Genomic DNA, 20,646 nt, shown 5'->3' with positions numbered 1-20,646 from the left:
CCCCGATCCGCCAGGTCTCCGGATGCCGCCGCACCACCCCGCCCCACAAGAATGAGACCGTCAGCAGGGGACGAGACGAACAGGGGCCGGGGACATGAGCAGTACCTCCACCACGCACGACCGCGACTGGGGCTTCCTGGACGACCGCGACACCCGTGGCACCGAGCAGGCCGGAAGCCGCCCCGCCCGGGCCCGCCGCACCGAGGAGCCGCCGCCGTTCTGGCGGGCGCCGTTCTCCGCGCACTACTACCGCGAGGTCGGCTACGTCCTCACCGGCCTGCCGGTCGCGATCGCGGGCTTCACCGTCGCCGTCGTCCTCTTCTCCTTCGGCGCCGGCACCTTCGTGACCGTCCTCGGCCTGCCCGTCCTGGCCGGGCTGACGGTCGTCGCCCGCGGCTTCGGCCGGCTGGAGCGGTCCCGGGCCCGCGGCATGCTCGGTCTGGACGTGTCCGGCCCGGAGCCGGTGCGCCGGAGCCGGCCGGGCACGTGGGGCGCGATCACCGCACGGCTGGCGGACGCGGCCGGGTGGAAGGGCGTGCTGCACCAGGTGGTCATGTTCCCGTGGGCGGTGTTCAGCTTCGCCATGACGCTGGTGTTCCTGCTGGTCGGCTGGACGATGGCGCTCTACCCGCTCTATCACTGGGTCTTCCCGACCTTCACCTCGTGGCGGGGCTACAGGCTGTTCGACTACACGGACGGCAAGGGCGTCGAGCACGTCTACTTCGTCGAGGGCGCCGGGCAGATCGCCGCGGTGTCGGTGGCCGGCATCGTGATCGTCTTCCTCACCGCGCAGCTGGTCCGCGGCCTGACCAACGTCAACCGGGCCGCGATCCAGGGCCTGTGCGGCCGCTGAGCCGCCGAGCGAGCCCTCCCCGTGGCCGCCCACGGCCCCGACCGCGCCCCGGCACGCTCCGGATGCGGCCGGGGCCGGCCCGTGTTCGGATGGCCGCGTGGCCGACGACACCCCAGCCGCGGACCCGGACCTCCTGGTCACCTCCCGCCCCCTGGACGAGTACTGCGCGCTCTTCGGCCTCACCCGCGCCCGGCTCGCCGCCCTGCCGGGGCCGGTGCTCGACTGCCCCGGCGGCGCCGCCGGCCTCCCCGCCGAAGCCCGCGCCCTCGGCTGCCGCGTGATCGCCGCCGACCCGGCCTACGCCCTGCCCCCGCCCGCCGTCGCCGCCCACGCGCTCGCCGCCCGGGCCGCGATGGCCGCCGCGATGACCGCCCGCCCCGAGCTCTACCCGCCCGCGCGGCTGATCCCGCCCGACCGCTACCTGCGCAGCTGGGACCGCGCCCGCCGGCTGTACGTCGCCGACGCCGCCGCCCACCCGGAGCGGTACGTGGCCGCCGCGCTGCCCCGACTGCCGTTCGCGGACGGCACGTTCGCCCTCACCCTGAGCGGCTACCTGCTCTTCGCCTACCCCGAACGCTTCGGCCCGGCCCGGCAGGTGGACGCCCTGGCGGAGCTGGTCCGGGTGACCTCCCCGGACGGCGAGGCGCTCGTCCACCCGCTGCACGACGGCCGCGGCCGGGCCTGCGGCCACCTCGACGCCCTGCGGTACGCGCTCGGGCAGCGCCGGGTCACCAGCGAGATCCGCCGCTTCCCGCGCGCCGGGGACGGTCACACCCGCCGCGTCCTCGCGCTGCGGGCCGCCGACCACCGCCGCCGCGAGGCCGGCCGCACGGCCTAGGAGCCCTCCCCCGGAGCCGCTTGCTGCGGCGGAACGGCGGCGGGTACGGCTACCGCTGCCTGCGGATCGGTCAGTGCCCCCAACCGGGACAGGATCTTCTCCGCCAGCCAGCTCCGGTCCGAGCCGTACGGAATGCCGTTCGGCAGCATCAACTGCCCCGCCACGGCGTCCCTCAGCCGCTGCGCCTCCGCGCCCGCCAGCCCGGAGAGCAGGCCCCGCGCGGCCAGCAGCGCGTGGTACTGCTCGAACCCCGAGCGCGGGTGCTCGATCGCGTCCAGCACGCTCGACAGGTCGGCCAGTGCCGGATCGCCCTGCATGAGCGCGAGCGCCTGGATGCGGCGGCCCTCCGAGCCGTCCGCGTAGAGGTCCCGCACCTGGTCGGCGGTCAGCGCCGAGCGGCGCGCGGTCGAACGGACCTCGGCCACCACGCCGTCCGGCCCGGCCGCCGCCGACACCGCGGACGGCGGCAGCTGCGCGGCGAGCGCGCCCGGCCGGTCCGCGCTGCCACCCAGCACGCCGAGCTGTTGCATCGCGCGCACCCGCAGGTCGTCCGCGCCGACCTTGTCGCCGTGGCGGTCGCGGTCCTGCCCGGCCAGGAAGAGGTCCAGGGCCTGGTCCGCGTCGGTCAGTACCTGGGGCAGCGCGAGGCGGGTCACCAGCCAGCCGGCCAGGAAGCCGAAGACCACGAAGTACAGCACCAGCGCCGCCGCGAACGGCACCGCCGCGTCCTCGCCGCCCAGCGCCGGCGCTAGCGCGGTGCCGAGCTGGTGCAGCCGCTCGCCGAGCGAGCCGAGCTGGGTCAGCCCGACACCGAGCAGCACCTTGGTCAGCCAGTCCGAGACCTGCTCCAGGTTGGTGTTCGGCGCGTACGAGCCCTGCGGCTCGCCGGAGCCGTTGCGCACCCGCGGCACGCCGAACAGGAAACCGAGCGCACCGCCGACCACCGACGCCGCCCCGACGATCACGAGCCCGCCGCCGAGCGCCTGCCAGGCGTGGGCCCGGCCGAGCGAGAAGAGCAGCAGGCCGAGCAGACCCGTCCCGAACAGGACGGCGGCCGCGGCCCGTTGAGCCGTCCGCAGGGCCGCCGTACCCGTCCGCCGCCGCGCCTTCGTCATCGCGTACCCCCTGTGCCCGCGTCGCTCCGCTCCGGAACCCCGGCCGACTCTAGCGCCGTGATCACGTCACGGAAACGCCCTGGTGCCGCGGCGACGACCGCCGGAGAACGCAGACGGCCCGTGGGCTGCTCCTCCGCGCCGGCCCGTGCACTGGCCGGGCGCCGAGGCACCGGGGATGTACCGGTGAGCCCACGGGCCGGGTGACTGCTGTGGATTTCGCCTGCCGGGAGCCCACGGGCTCCACCCTGCGCAGGCAGGGGCGGCTCTAGCGAGCAGCCACCTCACGCATCCTGATGGAACTCAATTCAGGATCACCTCCTTTCAGTGTGCCGCCACTGTAGGCAGCGCTCCGAGGGGAGGGCAACGGATTATTCGGCGGGACCGCTCGCCGGAACGTCCACGGGAACGCGAAAGGCCCGGAGGACGGATCCTCCGGGCCTTTCGGCTACTGAGTAGCGGGGACAGGATTTGAACCTGCGACCTCTGGGTTATGAGCCCAGCGAGCTACCGAGCTGCTCCACCCCGCGTCGGTGAACCCAACAGTACGGGAAAGTTGCCGAGATGGGAAACGAGATCGAAAACGGGCTCGGAAACCGGCCCGGGCGCGGTCCGGGGAACGCGAAAGGCCCGGAGGACGAATCCTCCGGGCCTTTCGGCTACTGAGTAGCGGGGACAGGATTTGAACCTGCGACCTCTGGGTTATGAGCCCAGCGAGCTACCGAGCTGCTCCACCCCGCGTCGGTGAACCCAACAGTACGGGTAAGTCGCCCGAATGGGAAATCGGTTCTCCGCCGGGCTTCTCGTGGGGCGCCCCAGCGGGCCGCGTCACCCCGGCTCGGCGGCCCGCTTGCGGCGCCGGGCCGCGTGCCGCACGCCGCGCGACCTCGCCCACGCCGCGAAGCCGACCAGCGCGCCGAAGCAGGGCACCATCAGCACCGCGTACACCAGCAGGAACCCGTGCGTGCCGAGGTCGGCGGCGGCGTTCCAGGTGCCGTGCAGGGCCATCGCCAGCAGCAGCCCGACCGGCGCGGCGATCCGGGCCAGCCAGCGGCGGTGCGTGGTGAGCGCGACCGCCACGCCGAGGCCGGTCAGCGCGGTGAACAGCGGGTGGGCGAACGGGGAGAGCAGGCCGCGCAGGACGAAGGTCTGCACGGTGCTGTCGAAGTCGCGCAGGCTGGGCGGCTCACCGAGGCCGATGCTGTCCAGCCGCTGCTGCTGGTCGCTGGAGAAGGCCCGGCCGAGGTAGAGGGCGTTCTCGGTGAACGCGAACCCGCACGCGGCCATCCCGCCGAGGACCACCCCGGCCGCCAGCGTGCGCGGCCGGGAATGGAGGGCGCGCCCGGGCCCGGACGCGCCGGCGGACGGCGGGGCGGGCCGCAGGTACGGCAGCGGGCGCAGGTAGGGGCGCAGCCCCAGCCGCTCGCGGGCGTGCACGCTGGCGGCCCGGCGCGCGTACGGGCGGGCGCTCCGGGGGGTCGGCAGGCGGCGCAGCAGCGGCGCGCAGGGGCGCCCGCCCCGTCGTCCGGGGCAGCGCAGGCGCCGGCCGACCGGCAGCAGGAGGACGAGCAGGGCGGTGCCCTTGGCGGTCTCCTCGATGACCGGGGTGACGATGCCGGCGCCCAGCAGCTCGCCTAGCGGACCCTGGTGGCCGGTGAGGTGGCTGCTGGTCCAGTTGTTGGCGAGGATCGCGACGGTGGTCGCCGCGCAGGCGCCCCAGCCGAGGCAGAACACGGTGTGCCGCAGCGGCACCCGGGCGGTCAGGTTGAGCCAGGCGAGGCCGCCGAGCACGAAGGGCAGCGGCACCATCGCGAGCCCGAGGCCGACCAGCAGCCCGGTCGTGCCGGTCTGCCGCTGGACCAGTTGCAGGATCAGCACCCCGCACGCGCCCAGGGTGAGCACGGCGGTCGCGGTGACGGAGGAGAGCGCGAACGAACGGCCGCGCCCGGCGCGCGGGGCAGCGGCCGGGAAGGTGCCCGGCCAGGGCAGGAACCGGTGGGCCCGGCGCTTCCGCGGCCCCGGGATCGTCCGGGTGCCGCCGGTGCGCGGAGCCGTCTGCGGTGCGCCGGCGGCGGCTCGGACGGTGGACCGGAACCCGCCGCCCGACGGGCTGCTCACGCGGCTCAGGGTAGGCCACGGCACGGGCCCGGAGGGAGGACTCGGGACGAATCGTCCGGTTCGCGCCGGGCCCGTCGGTGGCCGCGGCCGGGCCGTTCGAACGGCCCGGCCGGCTCAGCGGCGGCGGAACAGCAGGTCGTGGACCACGTGCCCCTTGGCGATGCCGGCCCGCTCGAACTTCGTGACGGGCCGCCACTCGGGCCGCGGCGCGTACCCGGGAACGCTGCCGTCCGGGTGGTCGGCGGGCTCCAGCCAGCCGGTGCCGTCGCCCTCGGGGTGCAGGTTCTCCAGCTCCGGCGACGCCGACAGCACGTCGAGCATCTGCTCGGCGTACGGCTCCCAGTCGGTGGCGCAGTGCACCAGGGCGCCCGGGGCGAGGCGGGGCAGGACGAGGTCGAGGAAGGACGGCTGGATCAGCCGGCGCTTGTGGTGCTTGGGCTTGGGCCACGGGTCGGCGAAGTACACGCGCAGGCCGGCCAGCGAGGCGTCCGGCAGCATGTCGCGCAGCAGGATGACCGCGTCCCCGGCGGCGAGCCGGACGTTCTCGGAGCCGTCGCGCTCCAGCAGGCCGAGCAGGTTGCCGTGGCCGGGGGTGTGGACGTCGGCGGCGAGGATGCCCTTCTTCGGGTCGGCGGCGGCCATCGCGGCGGTGGTCTCGCCCATGCCGAAGCCGATCTCCAGCGTCACCGGGAGCTCGCCGAACAGCTCGCGCAGGTCGAGCGGGGTGCCGTCGATCGGGATGCCGTACGTCTCCCAGCCGCGGTCCAGGGCGCCCGCCTGGGCGTTGGTCATCCGCCCCCGGCGCGGCTGGAAGCTGCGGATGCGCCGCTCGCGGTGCTGGGCCTCGGTCGCCTTGTGCGGGTACATCGGCGCGGGGTAGCCGGCCGGCGCGGCGGACAGGCGGGCGGACGGCGATTGCTGGGGGATGGGGGCGGTGGCAGTCACAATTCCCCGAGTCTACGGGGCCGCGCGGGGCGGCCGGAGGGGCGTGTGACGCGGTTCATCCGCCCCTCCGCGCGCCGCCCGTCCACCCCTCCGGACGCCACCCGGACCGCTCACCCCTCCGGACGCCACCCGGACCGCTCACCCCTCCGCCTCCAGCGCGGCCAGCGCCCGGCGGGCCACCTCCCGCCCGATCGGCAGCGAGGCGGTCGCGGCGGGGGAGGGGGCGTTGAGGACGTGCACCAGGCGGCGCGGGGAGCGCGGGTCGGCCGGGTCGAAGCCGGCGAACGCGAAGTCGTCCAGCAGCGAGCCGTCCCTGGCGATGGCCTGCGCGCGCACCCCGGCGGTCGTCGGCACCAGGTCGTCGGCGGTCACCGCGGGCAGCAGCCGCTGGACGGCGGTGGTGAACGCCCGCTTGGACAGCGAGCGGTGCAGCTCGCCGACCTCGTAGCGCCAGTGCCGCCGCAGGATCCGCCAGGTGCCGGGGAAGGCCAGCGTCCCGGCCAGCTCGCGCGGGTGGACCGTCCGCCAGTCGTACCCCTCGCGGGCGAGCGCGGGCACGGCGTTCGGGCCGACGTGGACGTCCCCGTGGACGCCCCTGGTGAGGTGCACGCCGAGGAAGGGGAACGCAGGGTCGGGCACCGGGTAGACCAGGCCACGCACCAACTCGCGGCGCTCCTTGACGAGTTCGTAGTACTCGCCGCGGAACGGCACGATCCGCAGGCCCGGGTCGTCGCCGGCCAGCCGGGCGATCCGGTCGCTGTGCAGCCCGGCGCAGTTCACCAGCACCCGGCAGCGCAGCTCGCCGGTGGAGGTCTGCACCGTCACCCCGTCCGCCCGCCGGTCCACCGCCCGCAGCTCGCAGCCCGGCCGCAGCACCGCGCCCGCCTCCCGGGCCAGCCGGGCGTAGGCCGTGGCGACGGCCGGGAAGTCGCAGATGCCGGTGGTGGCGACGTGCAGGCCGGCCAGGCCGGTGACCTCCGGCTCGTGGCCGGCGATCCCGGCCCGGTCCAGCTCGGTGACCGGGATGCCGTTCGCCCGCCCGCGCTCGGCCAGTGCCGCCAGGCGCGGCAGTTCGTCGGCGCGGGTGGCGACGACGAGCTTGCCGGTCACCTCGTGCGGGATCCCGTGCTCGCGGCAGAACGCGACCATCTCGGCGGCGCCCGCCACGGCGAACCGCGCCTTGTACGAGCCGGGCCGGTAGTAGAGGCCGCTGTGGATCACCCCGCTGTTGCGCCCGGTCTGGTGGGCGGCGAAGCCGGGCTCCTTCTCCAGCACCGCGATCCGCAGCTCCGGCCGGGCCGCCGTCAGCGCGTACGCCGTCCCGAGCCCGACGATCCCGCCGCCCACCACCAGCACGTCGAAGTCGTACGTCACCGCCGCTCCTCGCAGTCCGTCCGCCCGGCCGGCCCGCGCCCGTCGCCGGGCACGGGGCCGCGTTCGCCGCCGATGCTGCCACCTCGGGCGGGAGCGGTCGAGGGTGCGTGGGCCGGCGCACGGCCGCCGGTGCGCGGGCGGGCGGTCACGCCGGGGCGACGATCACCGCCCGGGCGCGCTCGGCCAGTTCGCGCACCCGCCGCTCGCCCTGGAAGGGCTCGAGGCGGCGCAGCATCTCGACCACGTACTCCCGGCTGCGCTGCGAGGAGATCCGCCCGGCCACCTCGACGGCGCGCTCGCCGGCGGCGACCGCGGCGTCCAGGTTGCCGGCCTCGGCCTCGGCCATCGCCGAGACGACGAGCCGCAGGCCGTGCGAGCGGACGAAGCCCTCGGTCGGCTTGGCCAGCGCCTCGCGGGTGAACTGGCGCACCTTGGAGGGCACCCCGAGGTCCCGGAAGCACTCGGCGGCGTCGGCGGCGAGGCGGTCGTAGGCGTAGAAGTCGATCCAGGAGGGATCCGGGTCACCGGCGCGCGCTCGTTCGAGCGCGCTCTCCGCCGCGCCGAGCGCCGTCGCACACGCCGCCGCATTGCGGGCCTTGGCCTGGGCCCGTGCCTCCACCAGGTGGAAGAAGCTCATCGTCCGGGCGGTGGCGAGGCCCCGGTTGCGCTCCAGGGCGGCCTGAGCGAGGTCCACCGCCTCCTCGGCGAAGCCGCGGTAGCCCGCCTGCAGGCTCATCGAGGCGAGCACGTAGCCGCCGAGCGGCACGTCGGCGGCGGCCCGCGCCAGGCGCAGGGCCTGGATGTAGTAGCGCTGGGCGGCCTCGTGCTGCCCGGTGTCGAAGGCCATCCACCCGGCCAGCCTGGTGAGTTCGGCCGTCGCGCCGAACAGCGCCCGGCCGACCGCGTCGCTGTACGAGGCGAGCAGCAGCGGCGCCGCCTCCACCCGCAGGCACTCCGGCACCATGGACGAACGCCAGTCCCCGCCGCCGTACTTGGAGTCCCAGCGGCGTGCCTCCTGGGCGGCCTCGCGCAGCTTGGCGGCGTCCGAGTGGCCGACCCGGAAGGGCGCCGACTCGCTCGCGGCGCGCGGCACCTCGCGGGCCACCGAGCCGTCCGCCGGGTTGATCAGCCAGCGGGAGACGGGCGTCGCGTAGGCGGCGACCGAGAAGGTGCCCGTCAGGCTGTCGCTCCAGCGCCCGGCCCCGGGCCCGCGGCGCAGGTCGAGATCCACCCGCCAGAGGTCGGTGGCCGAGCGGACCGCCTCGGAGACCTCCCGGGGGAAGGCCAGGCCGAGTTCGGGCGCCGGGTCGGTGTCGCCGAGGCCGATCTCCTCGAGCGGGACGGGCCGGCCGAGCTTGCCGCCGATGGCGGTGGCGATCAGGTGCGGGACGGGCCCCTGCGGGACCATGCCCTTGCCCACCCAACGGGCCACCGAGGTTTTGTCGTAGCGCAGTGTCAGCCCGCGCTGGGCGCCGAGGTCGTTGACCCGGCGGGCCAGCCCCGCGTTGCTGATCTGGGCGAGGGACAGGAGCGTGCCGAGCCGTTCGTTCGGTCCTCGTGGGCTGACGGTCATGGTGGCGGCGGCACCTCCTGCGGCCTTGTGCGCGGGGCCCGGGCGGCACCGGGCCGTAGCTGCTGTACCTAGAGTAGTCGGACGCGTTCCGACGGTTAAGAGACCTCATTCCGGATGGCGGGATCGCGCACCCGGCGCCCCCGCGCGGGGAGTTCGGGCGGCCGGGCCGCGGCCGCCCGGAACGGGCCGGGGGCGCCGCGCGCCGGAGCGCCGTGCTCCGGTCCCGTGTTCACGTGCGCCCGGCCGTGCCCCCTGGCCCGACCGGCGGCGCGGCGATTCGCTGGTGGTCGTGGGTCGGCCCGCCGTCGAGGACCCGGCGGGCCGGGGGATGCCGCTGCCTCAATCCCCGCGGGTGGCGGCGACGTCCGGGAGGGCATGCGGATGCCCTCCCGGGCCGGACGACGCCTTTCGGCCATCTCGCGATGCCCATGCCAAAGGCGTTCCCCCGGGCGGTCCGGGCCATGGAGGGGGAGGCCCGGCCCGCCCGGCGGGGGACGACGCCCACCGCCCACCGAACGGATCCGGCCGCACACCGGCACCGGGCGCACCGCCGCGCCGAGGGGCGCGTCCGCCGTCGCTTCGGACCCGAACGTCCCGCCCGCCCGGGGACCGGACCCCCGCGGCACGCAACCGGAACCGACAACACCGGTCACCGCGGCGCCAACCGGTGGCACGATGTCTCCTGACGGCGCACCGGAACGGACCGGGCAGCCGCCGCGGCGCACGCGACGAGCCGGCCCGGGGCTGCCCGCCGGCGGACGTGCCGCACGGCGGCAGGTCCTCGTCCGGTGGAGGCGCGATGCGGTGGCTGACGGGCTGGAGCACGGGCGCTCCCCGCACGGGCGCACCGGCGCACGAGGCGCTCGCGACGGTCGTGCCGATCGCCGCCCACGCCCTCTGGACCGGCCCCAACCCGCTCTGGGCGGTGGGTGACTGGCGCCCCGAGGAGATCCGCCTCGTCACCCTGCGCCCCGGCGCCCGCCCCGCCGTCACCGGCGGGTTCGCCGCCCCCGACCCCGTCGAGGACACCCCCGCCACCACCCGGCTCGCCGTCCTCGGTCACTGCGGCGCCACCGACGCCGAACTCGCCGCCGGCCTCGCCGCCGCCCGCGGCGGCGCCGTCCGCCACCTCACCGCCTGGCCCGGCAGCTACACCGTCGTGCTGCGCACCGGCACCCGCTCCACCCTGTTGCTCACCGACCTGGCCGGCGCCCAGCCGGTCTTCCACACCCCCTGGTGCGGCGGCACCGCGTACGCCACCGCCGCCCTCCCTCTCGCCGACCTGGTCGGCGCGCCCCTCGACACCGGCCACCTCGCCGCCCGGCTCGCCTGCCCCGAGTCGCCCGAGGCCCTCGGCGCCGGCACCCCCTACGTCGGCGTCCAGCGGGTGCCGCCCGGCCACGTGCTCGCCGTCCGCGGCGGCCGGCCCTACCTCGACGCCTACGACGAGACCGGCGCCGGCGCCGACCAGCCGCGCGGCGAGGCGCCCGCGGTGCGCGAACTCACGCGCGCCCTGCTGGAATCCGTCCGCTCCCGGGTCCGCACCACCGCACCCGCCCCGTCCGGCGGCGCCCGCCCCCGCCTCGGCGTCGACCTGTCGTACGGCACCGCCTCGGCGACCGTCGCCCTGCTCGCCGCCGCGGTACCGCTGCCGTCCGCGCCGCCGGTGGCTTCCCCCGGAGGCGGGGAGGAGCACGGGGTCGTGCCGGCGATCGGTGCGCGGACGGGCGCGGTCAAGGGCTCCTGGGCCCGTACGGCCGTCCAGGAGCCCGCCGCCCCAGAGCAGTTGGCCGCCGTCACGCTCGGCGAGACCGACCCACCGGCCACCCTCGCACTCGCCCCCGACACGCCCCGGCTGCGGCACACCGTGCTCGACCCGGGGCCCGACGCCCTCCCGTACGCGAGCCTGCGCAGCGACCCGCAGTCCGGGCGGCTCACCGACGAACCCGGGCCCGAACTCGTCGCCGCCGCCCGCGCCGAGGCCCGCTTCGGCGCCGGCGGTACCGACCACCTCACCGGCTACGGCGCCCGCCAGGTCCTCGACGGCCACCCGGCCCGGCTCGCCGACCTCATCCGGGCCGGCCGCCCCCGCGAACTCCTGCCTCCCGTCGCGGCGTTGGCGGGCGCCGACCGCGCCACGGCCGGCGTTCTCACGGGCGCCCTGCGCACCCCGCTCACCGTCGTGCGGGCCGCCCACCGACTCTCCCGGATCCGCTACGCGGAGGCGCTGGATGACGCCGCGGCGAAGCTCACGGCCCGGCACGTCCCCGACGGCGGCGGCACGGCGGGCCACCGCTCGGCCGGCGACCTCGCCTGGTGCGTCCCCGGTCCGGCCGCGCGCTGGCTCTCCGACGACGCGCTCTCCTCGGTCGCCCTGCGGCTGCGCCTGGCGGCGCGCAGACCGGCGCCCGAGGAACACCCGGGCGCGCGGCGGGCCAGGCACGCCCTCTACCGGCAGGCGCACTCCTTCCGCACGCTGGTCCACGCGGCCGAACAGCCGGGCCAGCGCCTCCACGCCCCCTTCCTGGACAACCAGGTGGTCCGTGCCGCCCGACTCCTGCCCGACGACGTCCGCCTGCAGCCCGGCGCCCGGCACGCCCTCCTGCACGCCGTCCTCACCGGCGCCGGCCGCACCGACCTCCCGCCCGACTGGGGCCGCGGCCCCCGCCCCGACCGCACCGCCCCCGCCCGCGCGGGCCTGCGCCTCGCCGCGGACGGCCTGGCGGAACTCTTCGACGCCCCCCTCCTCGCCGAAGCCGGCCTCATCGACCTTCCCGCCGTCCGCGCCGGCCTCGCCGACCCCGCCACCCTCCACTCCCCGCACGCCCTCGCGGGCCTCGCCGACCTGGTCTCCACCGAACTCTGGCTCCGCCGCGTCCGCGCCCGCCGCCACGGCGCCTGCTGGACCGGCCTTCCCCAGCCCATCCGCCCCGCCCTGACCCCCTGAACCACGCACACCCCAGGCGCACCACACCCACCACGCGCCCCTCCGCGCCACCACGAGCCCGCTCTTTTGGCCGAGCCCAGCGCAGGCCGCGCCCGCTCACCGGCAGGCCTGCGATTCCCACCCCCTCCGCTCGGAGGGAGGCTCACCTCCGTCTCCCCGCACCCGGCCGCTCGTCGCGGCGGTGCCCGCACCTCCATCTCCTCGCCCCCGCCGCGCGGCTCGGCGGTGCCCTGGGCGGGGCGGGTGATGATGGCGGGGTTGCCGTTGGGCGCGGGTGTGAGGAGGCGGTCGTGGTCGCGGTGAGCCAGGAGGAGCCGGTGCCGGTGGTGCTGTCGGTGCTCGGGCGCCCCCCGACGGGGCGTCCGCCGGGGGTGCTGGCGGCCTGCGACGGGTCGGACGGGTCGCTGTGGGCGCTGGACCGGGCGATGACGGAGGCGGAGCTGTTCGGGCTGCCGCTGTACGTCCTCGCGGTGGTGAACCCGGCGCCGGCCGGTTACCCGCCGGGGATGGCGGAGCTGGTCCAGGAGAGCGTCGAGACGCTGGTGGAGAGCATGGCGGACGGCCTGCGCCGGTCCGTCGCCGCCGTGCAGCAGCAGCGTTCGCGTCCGTACGCGGGGGAGTTGTCGCTGCACGTGGTGCTGGGGAGCGTGATCGAGGTGCTGCTGGAGGCGTCGACCCGCCAGCACACCCTCGTGGTCGGCACCCGCGGCAACGGTGGCTTCAGCCGGCTGCTCCTGGGTTCGGTGAGCACGGCCGCCGTCCACCACGCGGCCTGCCCGGTCCTGGTGGTGCCGGCGCCGTCCCGGGTCTGAGTCGCCGGGAATGTCCCGAGATGGTTCACCGTTCACCAATCTCGTCAGACGCATCCCACCCCTGGAGCCCCCGTCATGAAGGTCGAGATCTACTCCGACATCGCCTGCCCCTGGTGTTACATCGGCAAGCGCCGCTTCGAGGAGGCGCTGGACGGTTTCGCGGGCAAGGAGGGCGTCGAGGTGGTCTACCGGCCGTACCAGCTGGTCCCGGACGCGCCGGCGACGCCGAGCCCGCACCGGGAGTGGCTGGCCGAGCGCTACGGCCCGCAGTCCGTCGCGATGGACGCGCACGTCGCCGAGTTGGGCCGGGCCGAGGGCATCACGTACGACTTCGACGCCGCGCTGCACGCGAACACCTTCCTCGGCCACCGCCTCCTGCACCTCGCGGAGACGGAGTACGGCGCCGCCGTCCAGGGCCGTCTGAAGGAGGCGCTGCTCAAGGCGCACTTCACCGACGGCGTCGACGTCGGCGACCGCGCCGCGCTGACGGACGTCGCGGTGGCCGCGGGCCTGGAGCGCGAGCGCGTGGCGGCCTACCTCGCGGGCGACGAGGGCTCCGCCGAGGTGCGCGCGCAGCTGGCGGAGGCCCGGGAGCTGGGCATCACCGCCGTCCCGACCTTCGTGTTCGAGGGCAAGTGGGCGGTGCAGGGCGGTCAGGAGGCCGAGACCTTCCGCCAGGTGCTGGAGCAGGTGGCCGCCGAGATCGGCGAGCGCAGGCCGGCCCCCGTCCAGATCGCTCCGGCCAGGGAGGCCTGCGCGGACGGCTCCTGCGCCGTCTGACAGCAGCCACGGCTCCCCCGGAGGCCCGTTTCAGGCGCACCCGACGTTCAGGAGCACCGCAAGCGGGCCTCCGCCCAGTCGGCCACGTTCAGCGCCGACCAGATCCCGTGCACCGGCGTGACGACCAGCCGGATCGAGGTCTGCCCGGCCAGGGGCACGTGCACGGGCACCGCGTCGTGCCCGGCCGCGAGCGCGGGGGAGCGCCACAGGGTGGTGCCGTCGCCGCCCTGCACCGAGAAGACGACGCCGCCGGGTGACACCGTCAGGTCGTCGACACCGGCGACGGCGTCGAAGGACGTGCAGGCGCGGTTCAGGTCGATCTGCGTGGTGGCGGGGGCGTGCACGGTGAGGGCGTGCGGGTGGTACTCGCCGCCGATCCAGGCGCCGCCGTGCTGCCAGAACCAGTCCGTGCCCTGCTGCCGGATGGCGGGCCCGGGCGGCGGCACCCGGTGCTTGCCGGGCTTGTGGACGGGCAGCGAGTCGGCCCAGAAGTCGGTGGGTCCGGGCGGGGTCGGCGGCGTGAAGGTCGGCGTCGGCACCGGCGGAACGGTCGGCGTGGGCACCGTCGGGGTGGGGACGGGCGGCACTTCGGGGGTGGGCACGACCGGCGTCCCGGGGACCGGCACGGTGGGCGGGGTGACGACCGGACGGCTGTGCGTCGGCGTCGGGGCCGGTGTGCTCGTGGCCGCGGGCGGCGGCGTGATCTTGCGCGCCGGGCTCGGGGCGGACGTCGGCGTCGGCCTGGGGGAGGGGGCGGGCGGCGGCACGGGAGCCGGCGCGGCGCTGCTCGGCGTGGGCGCCGGTGCCGCGGCGGGTGCGGGTGCGGGTGGTTCCGGGGCCGGCGCGGCGGCGGACGCGGACACCGTGGGCGCCGCGACCGGGGGCCTGGCCTCGGGCGAGCCGGTGAGCGCGTAGGCGGCGACGGCGGCCGCGGCCACCGCGACGGCGGCGGCGATGCCGGCCTTGGCGGCCGTGCCGAGGCCCTCCCCGGCGATCGCGCCGGCACTGGACCCGCTCCCGCCCGCGGCACCCCCGGCACCGGCCGCTCCGGCCCCCGCACCACCGGCGCCGGCCGCAGCCCCCGCGGTGCCCGGCACCGTCCCGGCCGTCGCGGCAGCCGCCCCGGCGGCGGCGCCACCGACCGCTGCGGCACCGCCCACCGCGGCCGCGGCGGCGCTGAACCCGCCGACGCCGACCCACACGAGCACCCCACCGGGCAGCAGCGCGCGCAGACCGGTGTTGATCTCGGACAGTTCGAGGTAGGCCGCCGTGCAGCGGTCGCACTCCTTGAGGTGCCGTCCGACGTCCGCCGAGGCCCGCTTGCGCAGCGAGCCGCGCGCGTACGCGCCGAGCCGGTTGGCGTACCCCTCGCACGCGCTGTCCTGGCTGCCGGAGACGTGGGCCTGGAGGAACGCGGCGGCCAGCCGGTCCCGGGCCCGGTGGGCCTGGACGGCGGTGGCGTTGGCGGTCTTGCCGAGCATCACCGCGACGGTCTTCGGGGACTCCCGCTCGACCTCCGTGTGCCAGAGCACGACCCGGTCGTCCTCGGGCAGTTCGGCGTAGGCCTGCATGACCATCCGCTGGTCGGCCAGGGCCATCGCCCAGGCGTCGGCGCCCGGGTCGGCCAGGTCGAGGTCGACGACGGCGGCCGAGCTCTGGGCGAACACGCCGAAGTCGTCGACGAGTTGTTCGCGCCGCTCGCTGCGGGTCCAGGCGGCGGCGACGTTGCGCACGGCGGTCAGCAGGTAGGCGCGGACGGCGAACTCGGGGCCCTTGCCCGCCTTGAGCGCCTGCAGGGTGCGGGCGAACACCTCGCCGGCGAGGTCCTCGGCGGTGAAGCTGTCCCGGCAGCAGGTGCGCGCGTAACGGCGGACGGAGTCGACGTGCCGGCGGTAGACCTCCTCGTACGCGGTGTCGTCGCCGGCCCGCACCCGGGCGGTCAACTCGGCGTCGGAGGGCGGGCGCTCGCCGTCCACCGGGTCGGCGGGGGCGGGCACCGTGGGACGGGTGGGCCGGGCGCCGCCGACGAAGGCCTCGGGGGCGACGCCACCGCGGCCGGCCGGGGCCTGGCCGGGCACCCGGGCCGGCGGGAGGGCGGCGGCGGAGGCGGACAGCGACTCGCGGCTGGGCATCCCGGCCTGGTCCGGGACGTGGCCGGTGGCCGGTCCCGCGGCCGATCCCGCTGCGCCGCCAGGCACTTGGCCGGACGCGGGGCTGGCCGCGCCGGAGGACGACGCGTCGGACCCCTCCGCCAGGCCGCCGGAGGGACCGTCGGCGGTACCGTCGGGCGAACCGCCCGCATGACCGCCCGGACGGCCGTCAGCGCGGCCGAAGTCGAGCCCGTATCCGTAGTCGTTCTGTTCCTCGGCGCTCACAACGGACCCCAGACTCCACGACAGCCCCCGGAGCGTGGCAGAGCACGCGGGCGTGCGTGGGCGCACGGTCCCCCGTCGTACGGCGCCGGCGGCGCCAGAAGGGCGCGCATCGGGACATTGGCTCCAACCACGGGCAAAGGATGGCATAGCGCAGGGAGGGGCGGTAGCCGGACCGGCCGGTACCCACTCTTCCGAGGGGCCGTCGCGGATGTGTTCGCCCAGCGCTCGACGGCCGGTTGCGCGACGCCCGCACCCGGCGCGCGCCCAGTGCCCGCGCGCCGGTCACGCGTCCAACTCCCGTGGCGGTCACGGCAGCCCGCCGTGCCGGGCCGACCTCTGGGTCGTGCCCGGGATCACCGGCCCCGGCGGTAGCGAGCCCGCCCGCGGGCCGTCAACGCGCCCGCAGGCCGTCCAGGAGGATCTGCAGCAGCCGGTCCGAGGGGCCGGCCACCGCGTGCCCGTCCGCCTGCGGACCGCCGACCGCGAAACCCGACACCCCGGCCACCGCCGGGACCGTCCGCGCCGCGTGCACCGGCACCGACGCGGTCAGCACCAGGACGACGTCCGCGACCGTGACGCCCGGCCGCAGTTCGCCCGCCGCGCCCGCGCGGGCCACCAGGGCGGCCAGCAACTGGAGCAGCAGCCGCGGATCGGCGTCCGCCGCCGTCGCCTCGTCCGCCGTCCGCGCCTCGTCGCCGCGCAGGTCGAACCGGGCGGCGAGCGCCTGTTCGGGCGCGCGCTGCTCGGGCACCCGGCCGAGCTCCTCGGCGTACCGGAAGGCCTCCGGCGGCAGCAGCCGCCCGGCACCCGTGCTCACCGCGCGCGCGAGGTACCCGGCCAGCGACTCCCAGGCACCGCCGCCGCCGTACAGCGACTCGCGCGCCTGTGCGGTCAACCAGGCCACCTCCTCGGCGGCGATCCGTTGGACCAGCACCTCCTTGCTGGGGAAGCGCCGGTACACCGTGCCGACACCGACCCCGGCACGGCGGGCGACCTCCTCCATCGGCGCGCCGTACCCGAATTCGCCGAACACCTCGCGGGCGGCGCGCAGCACGCTCTCCAGGTTCCGCCGCGCGTCCACCCGCAGCCGGGCGCCCGGCACGGCGGTCTGCGGCGGCTCCGCCCGGTACGGGACACCGGCGTACGAGACCGCCGACACCCCGTGCTGCTGCGGCAGCTCCACCGGCCCGCGCTGCTCCGGCACCGTGCCCTGGACGACGTGCGGTACACCCGCCCGCCCCAACATCTGTTCCTGCTCCATCATCTCAACTCTCCCCCGCAGGCGTCCGATCCCGGACCCTGTCGTCGCCCGCCCCTGCACCCCCCGGTGCAGCTCAGCCCGTCAGAAGTGACCTGATGACCCATCGCTCGTGCCGTCCGTCCCGTTCCGGTGACCACGGTCGTGCCACCGGGCCGGGTCACGCGTCCGGCTCGGTGCGTCGGCACCGTCCGGGGCCTCGTCCGGGAACTACCCTTCCCCGGATGACCGTCCCGCAGTCGGGTTCTCGCGCCAACGCTGGAACTGGCCGTAGTGGCCGCTCCACGGTGCGTCGCCGCCGGTTGTCATGGCGGTGGCCGCTCCGGCACACAATCCGACCATAGTTCACGCCTCTCCGTAGCCGAAAGTGCGTCAGAAAGTGGCCCGGACAGCACAACTGGCCACACGGGTCACTCGCGCCGCATCCGGCCCGGTACGGACTGTGGACAAGACGGCCCCCCACGGTCCTTCATAGGGGGGCGCGTCGGGGGGATACCCCCCGAACGGGGGACGGCCCGGGGCCCCGTGACCGGGACGGAACACCACACGAACGCGACACCGCCAGGAGGTGCACCATCAGGATCCTGATCGCCGGAGGCGGCTGCGCCGGGATGGCCACCGCGCTGCACCTCCAGCGCGGCCTGCGCGACCGGCTGCGCCGGGGCGAGGTGGAGATCACCGTCGTCGAGCCCCAGGCCTACCTCACGTACCACCCGCTGCTCGCGGAGGTGGCGGCCGGTTCGATCGACCCCCGGCACGTGGTCGTGCCGCTGCGCCGGGCCCTGCCGGACTGCCGGGTGCTCACCGCGAGGATCACCCGGATCGAACACGCCGCCCGCCGGGCCCTGGCCGACGCCGCGGCGCCCGGCGAGACGCCGACGCCGCTCGAGCTCCCGTACGACGTCCTGGTGGTGGCGCCCGGCTCGGTCTCCCGGACGGCCCCCGTGCCCGGCCTCGCCGAGCACGGCCGCGGCTTCTCGACCGTCGCCGAGGCGGTCGGCCTGCGCAACCACGTCCTGGAACAGCTGGACCTCGCGTCCGCCACCCGCGACCCGGCCCTGCGCCAGGCCGCCCTCACCTTCGTCTTCGTGGGCGCCGGCTACGCGGGCGTCGGCGCGCTCGCCGAGCTGGAGGACATGGCCCGGTACGCGGTGCGCGGCTACCACAACGTCGCCCCGGAGGACCTGCGGTGGGTGCTGGTCGAGGCCACCGACCGGATCCTCGCCGAGGAGTCGCCCGAGCTCGCCGCGCACACCCTGGGCCAGTTGCGCGAACGCGGCGTCGACGTCCGGCTGCGCACCGTGCTGGAATCCGCGGCCGGCCGGGTCGTCACGCTGTCCGACGGCAGCCGCTTCGCCGCCCGCACGCTGGTCTGGACGGCCGGGGTGCGTCCGTCCCCGCTGCTGCGCGACACCGACCTGCCGCTGGACACCACCGGCCGGGTCCGCTGCCTGCCCACCCTCCAGGTCGTCGGCCCGGACGGACGGGCGCTGCCCGGGGTCTGGGCGGCCGGCGACTGCGCGGCCGTGCCCGACCCGCACGCGGACGGCGGCCCCTGCGCGCCCAACGCCCAGCACGCCTTCGCCCAGGCCGAGCTGCTCGCCCGCAACGTCGCGGTCGCCCTGGACGGCGGCCCGCACTCGCCCGACCTCGCCGAGTACCGGCCGGGCCCGGCCGCCTGTTCGACCTCGCTCGGCCTGCGCCGCGCCGTCGCCCACACCCGGCGCGGCGGGCGGCTCACCGGGCGCCGCGCCTGGTGGCTGCACCGGGCACGGCACCTGCGCCGGTTGCCGAGCGCGGACCGGCGGGTGCGGGTGCTGATGGACTGGGTGCTGGGCGGGCTGTTCTCCCGGGAGGTCGTCTCGCTCGGCACGCTGGGGCACCCGCGTTCGGAATTCGAGGCCGGGTTCGGACCGCGCCCCGAACGCGGGCCGGACACCCCGGCGTGACGGACCGGACGGCCACGCCGAGCGCGCGCGACTTCCGGAATCGGCCCTCCGCCTGACAGGATCAGCCCCAACCGAAAGTCATTACCCCGTGTGCTGATGTGCACACAAAAAGTGATGATATGACTGGAAAACGAGGAAGCGGCCGTCGTTTGAACCTCATGCGCTGGAGCGCCCGGCTCACCGGAGTCCCCTGGCGTGCCGCCCCGCAGACCGCGGTCGGCACGGAGGACGGCGTGCCCTCCGGCGACGTCGTGGTCCCCGGCCCGCGCGACCCGACCAGCCCCGCCACCGCGGCCGAACTCCTCGACCCGCACAAACCGCAGCACCTGCGCGAGGTCCTCAACCGGATCCCCGCCCCCGTCGCCGTCACCTACGGCTCGCTGCACCAGCTCGCCTACGCCAACCGCGCCTACCGCGAACTCTTCGGCGAGCGCCCCACCGGCCTGCCCGCGTGCGAGGCCCTGCCCGAGCTCGCCACCCTCGGCGTCCTGCCACTCATGGACCAGGTCATCCGCGGGGGCCGGCCCCGCAGCGTCAAGGCGCGCTGCATCCTCGGCCTGACCGGCAACCGCTACTACAACGTCTCCTGCGTCCCGCTCGGCACCGGCGACCCCCGCGACCTCCGCGACACCAGGGACGCCTCCACCGACGGCCCGCCCGCCGGCGTCCTCATCTTCGCCGCCGAGGTCACCGACCAGGTCCTCGCCGCCGCCCGGCTCCGCGAGGCCGAACGCCGCCAGCGCGAGGCCGCCGTCACCCTCCAGCGCAGCCTGCTCCCGCAGAAGCTCGACCAGCCCGCGGACCTCCGCGTCGCCGCCACCTACCAGCCCGGCGGCGCCGAGGCGGCGGTCGGCGGCGACTGGTACGACGTCATCGCCATCGACGGCGGACGCACCGCGCTCGTCATCGGCGACGTGATGGGCCGCGGACTGCGCGCCGCCGCCGTCATGGGCCAGCTGCGCACCGCGGTCCGCGCCTACGCCCGCCTCGACCTCCCGCCGCACGAGGTCATGCGCCTGCTCGACGGCCTCGCCATGGAGATCGACGCCAACCAGATCGCCACCTGCACGTACGCCGTCTGGGACCCGCGGCGCCGCACCCTCTCCTACGCCTCCGCCGGCCACCTCCCGATGCTCCTGCGCTGCCCCGACGGAACCATCCTGCGCAGCGAGGAGCAGAACGGCCCGCCCCTCGGCACCGGCGGAGGCCTGCACGTCTCCCACACCCTGCGCCTCCTGCCCGGCACGACCGGCGTCCTCTATACGGACGGACTGGTCGAGCGCCGTGACGAGGACATCGACCAGGGCCTCGACCTCCTCGCCCGCACCCTGACCGGCGCGATCGGCGCACCCGAGGTGATCTGCGCCCGCCTGCTCCGAGCGATGGGCGTGACGTCGGAGCACGACGACGACGTGGCCGTCCTGGCCTTCCAGCTGCCGGCCGGCGACACGGCGGAGGAATCCCCCGAGGCGGCCCCTATGGAGGTCGCCGCGGAGGTCGCCGCGGAGGCCGCCGTGGAGCGCGAACCCGCGCTTGACTCGGTCTCCGGAGAGGTCTAGTGTTCTTCGAGCTGCCTGGCAGGGAGCACCGGACACGCATCGGCGCGGACGGTCCCGGGGCGGCCAATCCTCTGAAACACCACTTCCCAGCTCGGGCCGGGTCGCGTCTTGTCTTGTCGCGGCCTGGTGCGTATTCGGCGTGTGCGTTTTATT

The 20,646-nt window shown here is 76.3% G+C and carries 14 protein-coding genes and 2 tRNA genes; 7 read left to right on the top strand and 9 right to left on the bottom strand.

The window, feature by feature from the left end; translation table 11 throughout:
• Window positions 1–94: 94 nt before the first annotated feature.
• Both PUR71_RS14965 and PUR71_RS14960 read left to right on the top strand, forming a co-directional pair.
• Window positions 95–853: a sensor domain-containing protein gene (locus PUR71_RS14965; RefSeq protein WP_329927474.1), complete on the top strand. Its 759-nt coding sequence runs from the start codon at window positions 95–97 to the stop codon at window positions 851–853.
• 97 nt (window positions 854–950) lie between these two features.
• Entirely contained in the window at window positions 951–1,691 is a 741-nt protein-coding gene (locus tag PUR71_RS14960) for a hypothetical protein (RefSeq protein WP_329927473.1), read from the top strand.
• Here PUR71_RS14960 and PUR71_RS14955 read toward each other — a convergent pair.
• The 7 genes from PUR71_RS14955 to PUR71_RS14925 form a co-directional block, all read right to left on the bottom strand.
• Complete coding sequence (locus PUR71_RS14955; RefSeq protein WP_329927472.1) at window positions 1,688–2,806, bottom strand: hypothetical protein; 1,119 nt, start codon at window positions 2,804–2,806, stop codon at window positions 1,688–1,690. The two genes, PUR71_RS14960 and PUR71_RS14955, sit on opposite strands and share 4 nt — an antisense overlap.
• A gap of 453 nt (window positions 2,807–3,259) precedes the next feature.
• Window positions 3,260–3,333, bottom strand: a tRNA-Met gene (locus tag PUR71_RS14950).
• A gap of 137 nt (window positions 3,334–3,470) precedes the next feature.
• Window positions 3,471–3,544 (bottom strand) — tRNA-Met (locus PUR71_RS14945).
• Between the two features lie 87 nt (window positions 3,545–3,631).
• On the bottom strand, window positions 3,632–4,921 hold the full coding sequence (locus tag PUR71_RS14940) for a PrsW family intramembrane metalloprotease (RefSeq protein ID WP_329927471.1): 1,290 nt from the start codon (window positions 4,919–4,921) through the stop codon (window positions 3,632–3,634).
• A gap of 114 nt (window positions 4,922–5,035) precedes the next feature.
• The gene (gene trmB / locus PUR71_RS14935; RefSeq protein ID WP_329927470.1) at window positions 5,036–5,866 is read right to left on the bottom strand and encodes a tRNA (guanosine(46)-N7)-methyltransferase TrmB; all 831 of its coding nucleotides are present in this window, start codon (window positions 5,864–5,866) and stop codon (window positions 5,036–5,038) included.
• Window positions 5,867–6,004: 138 nt separating this feature from the next.
• Window positions 6,005–7,240, bottom strand: a complete 1,236-nt coding sequence (lhgO, locus tag PUR71_RS14930) for an L-2-hydroxyglutarate oxidase (RefSeq protein ID WP_329927469.1) — start codon at window positions 7,238–7,240, stop codon at window positions 6,005–6,007.
• 145 nt (window positions 7,241–7,385) lie between these two features.
• Window positions 7,386–8,813 carry an MFS transporter gene (locus tag PUR71_RS14925; protein WP_329927468.1) on the bottom strand — a complete coding sequence of 476 codons (1,428 nt, stop codon included), beginning with the start codon at window positions 8,811–8,813 and terminating at the stop codon, window positions 7,386–7,388.
• 799 nt (window positions 8,814–9,612) lie between these two features.
• Between PUR71_RS14925 and PUR71_RS14920 the strand changes: the two genes are divergently transcribed.
• The 3 genes from PUR71_RS14920 to PUR71_RS14910 all read left to right on the top strand — a co-directional run bounded on the left by PUR71_RS14920 (window position 9,613) and on the right by PUR71_RS14910 (window position 13,352).
• Window positions 9,613–11,760, top strand: coding sequence for an asparagine synthase-related protein (locus tag PUR71_RS14920; RefSeq protein WP_329927467.1), 2,148 nt, complete (start codon window positions 9,613–9,615; stop codon window positions 11,758–11,760).
• A 290-nt stretch (window positions 11,761–12,050) separates the two neighbouring features.
• Complete coding sequence (locus PUR71_RS14915) at window positions 12,051–12,572, top strand: universal stress protein (RefSeq protein WP_329927466.1); 522 nt, start codon at window positions 12,051–12,053, stop codon at window positions 12,570–12,572.
• Between the two features lie 75 nt (window positions 12,573–12,647).
• Window positions 12,648–13,352, top strand: a complete 705-nt coding sequence (locus PUR71_RS14910; protein ID WP_329927465.1) for a DsbA family oxidoreductase — start codon at window positions 12,648–12,650, stop codon at window positions 13,350–13,352.
• 47 nt (window positions 13,353–13,399) lie between these two features.
• On the opposite strand, the gene PUR71_RS14905 is transcribed toward PUR71_RS14910, so the two are convergent.
• Complete coding sequence (locus PUR71_RS14905; protein ID WP_329927464.1) at window positions 13,400–15,727, bottom strand: sigma-70 family RNA polymerase sigma factor; 2,328 nt, start codon at window positions 15,725–15,727, stop codon at window positions 13,400–13,402.
• Window positions 15,728–16,118: 391 nt separating this feature from the next.
• Entirely contained in the window at window positions 16,119–16,991 is an 873-nt protein-coding gene (locus PUR71_RS14900) for a TetR/AcrR family transcriptional regulator (protein WP_329927463.1), read from the bottom strand.
• A 569-nt stretch (window positions 16,992–17,560) separates the two neighbouring features.
• Here PUR71_RS14900 and PUR71_RS14895 point away from each other — a divergent pair.
• Both PUR71_RS14895 and PUR71_RS14890 read left to right on the top strand, forming a co-directional pair.
• Complete coding sequence (locus PUR71_RS14895; protein WP_329927528.1) at window positions 17,561–18,934, top strand: NAD(P)/FAD-dependent oxidoreductase; 1,374 nt, start codon at window positions 17,561–17,563, stop codon at window positions 18,932–18,934.
• A 149-nt stretch (window positions 18,935–19,083) separates the two neighbouring features.
• Complete coding sequence (locus PUR71_RS14890) at window positions 19,084–20,493, top strand: PP2C family protein-serine/threonine phosphatase (protein ID WP_443077450.1); 1,410 nt, start codon at window positions 19,084–19,086, stop codon at window positions 20,491–20,493.
• Window positions 20,494–20,646 lie beyond the last annotated feature (153 nt).

It is taken from the genome of Streptomyces sp. SP17BM10 (assembly GCF_036322405.1).
In the GTDB taxonomy this organism is placed as follows: domain Bacteria; phylum Actinomycetota; class Actinomycetes; order Streptomycetales; family Streptomycetaceae; genus Kitasatospora.
Note: the sequence above shows the minus strand (reverse complement) of the source record. Positions and strands in the feature narration are given on the sequence as shown.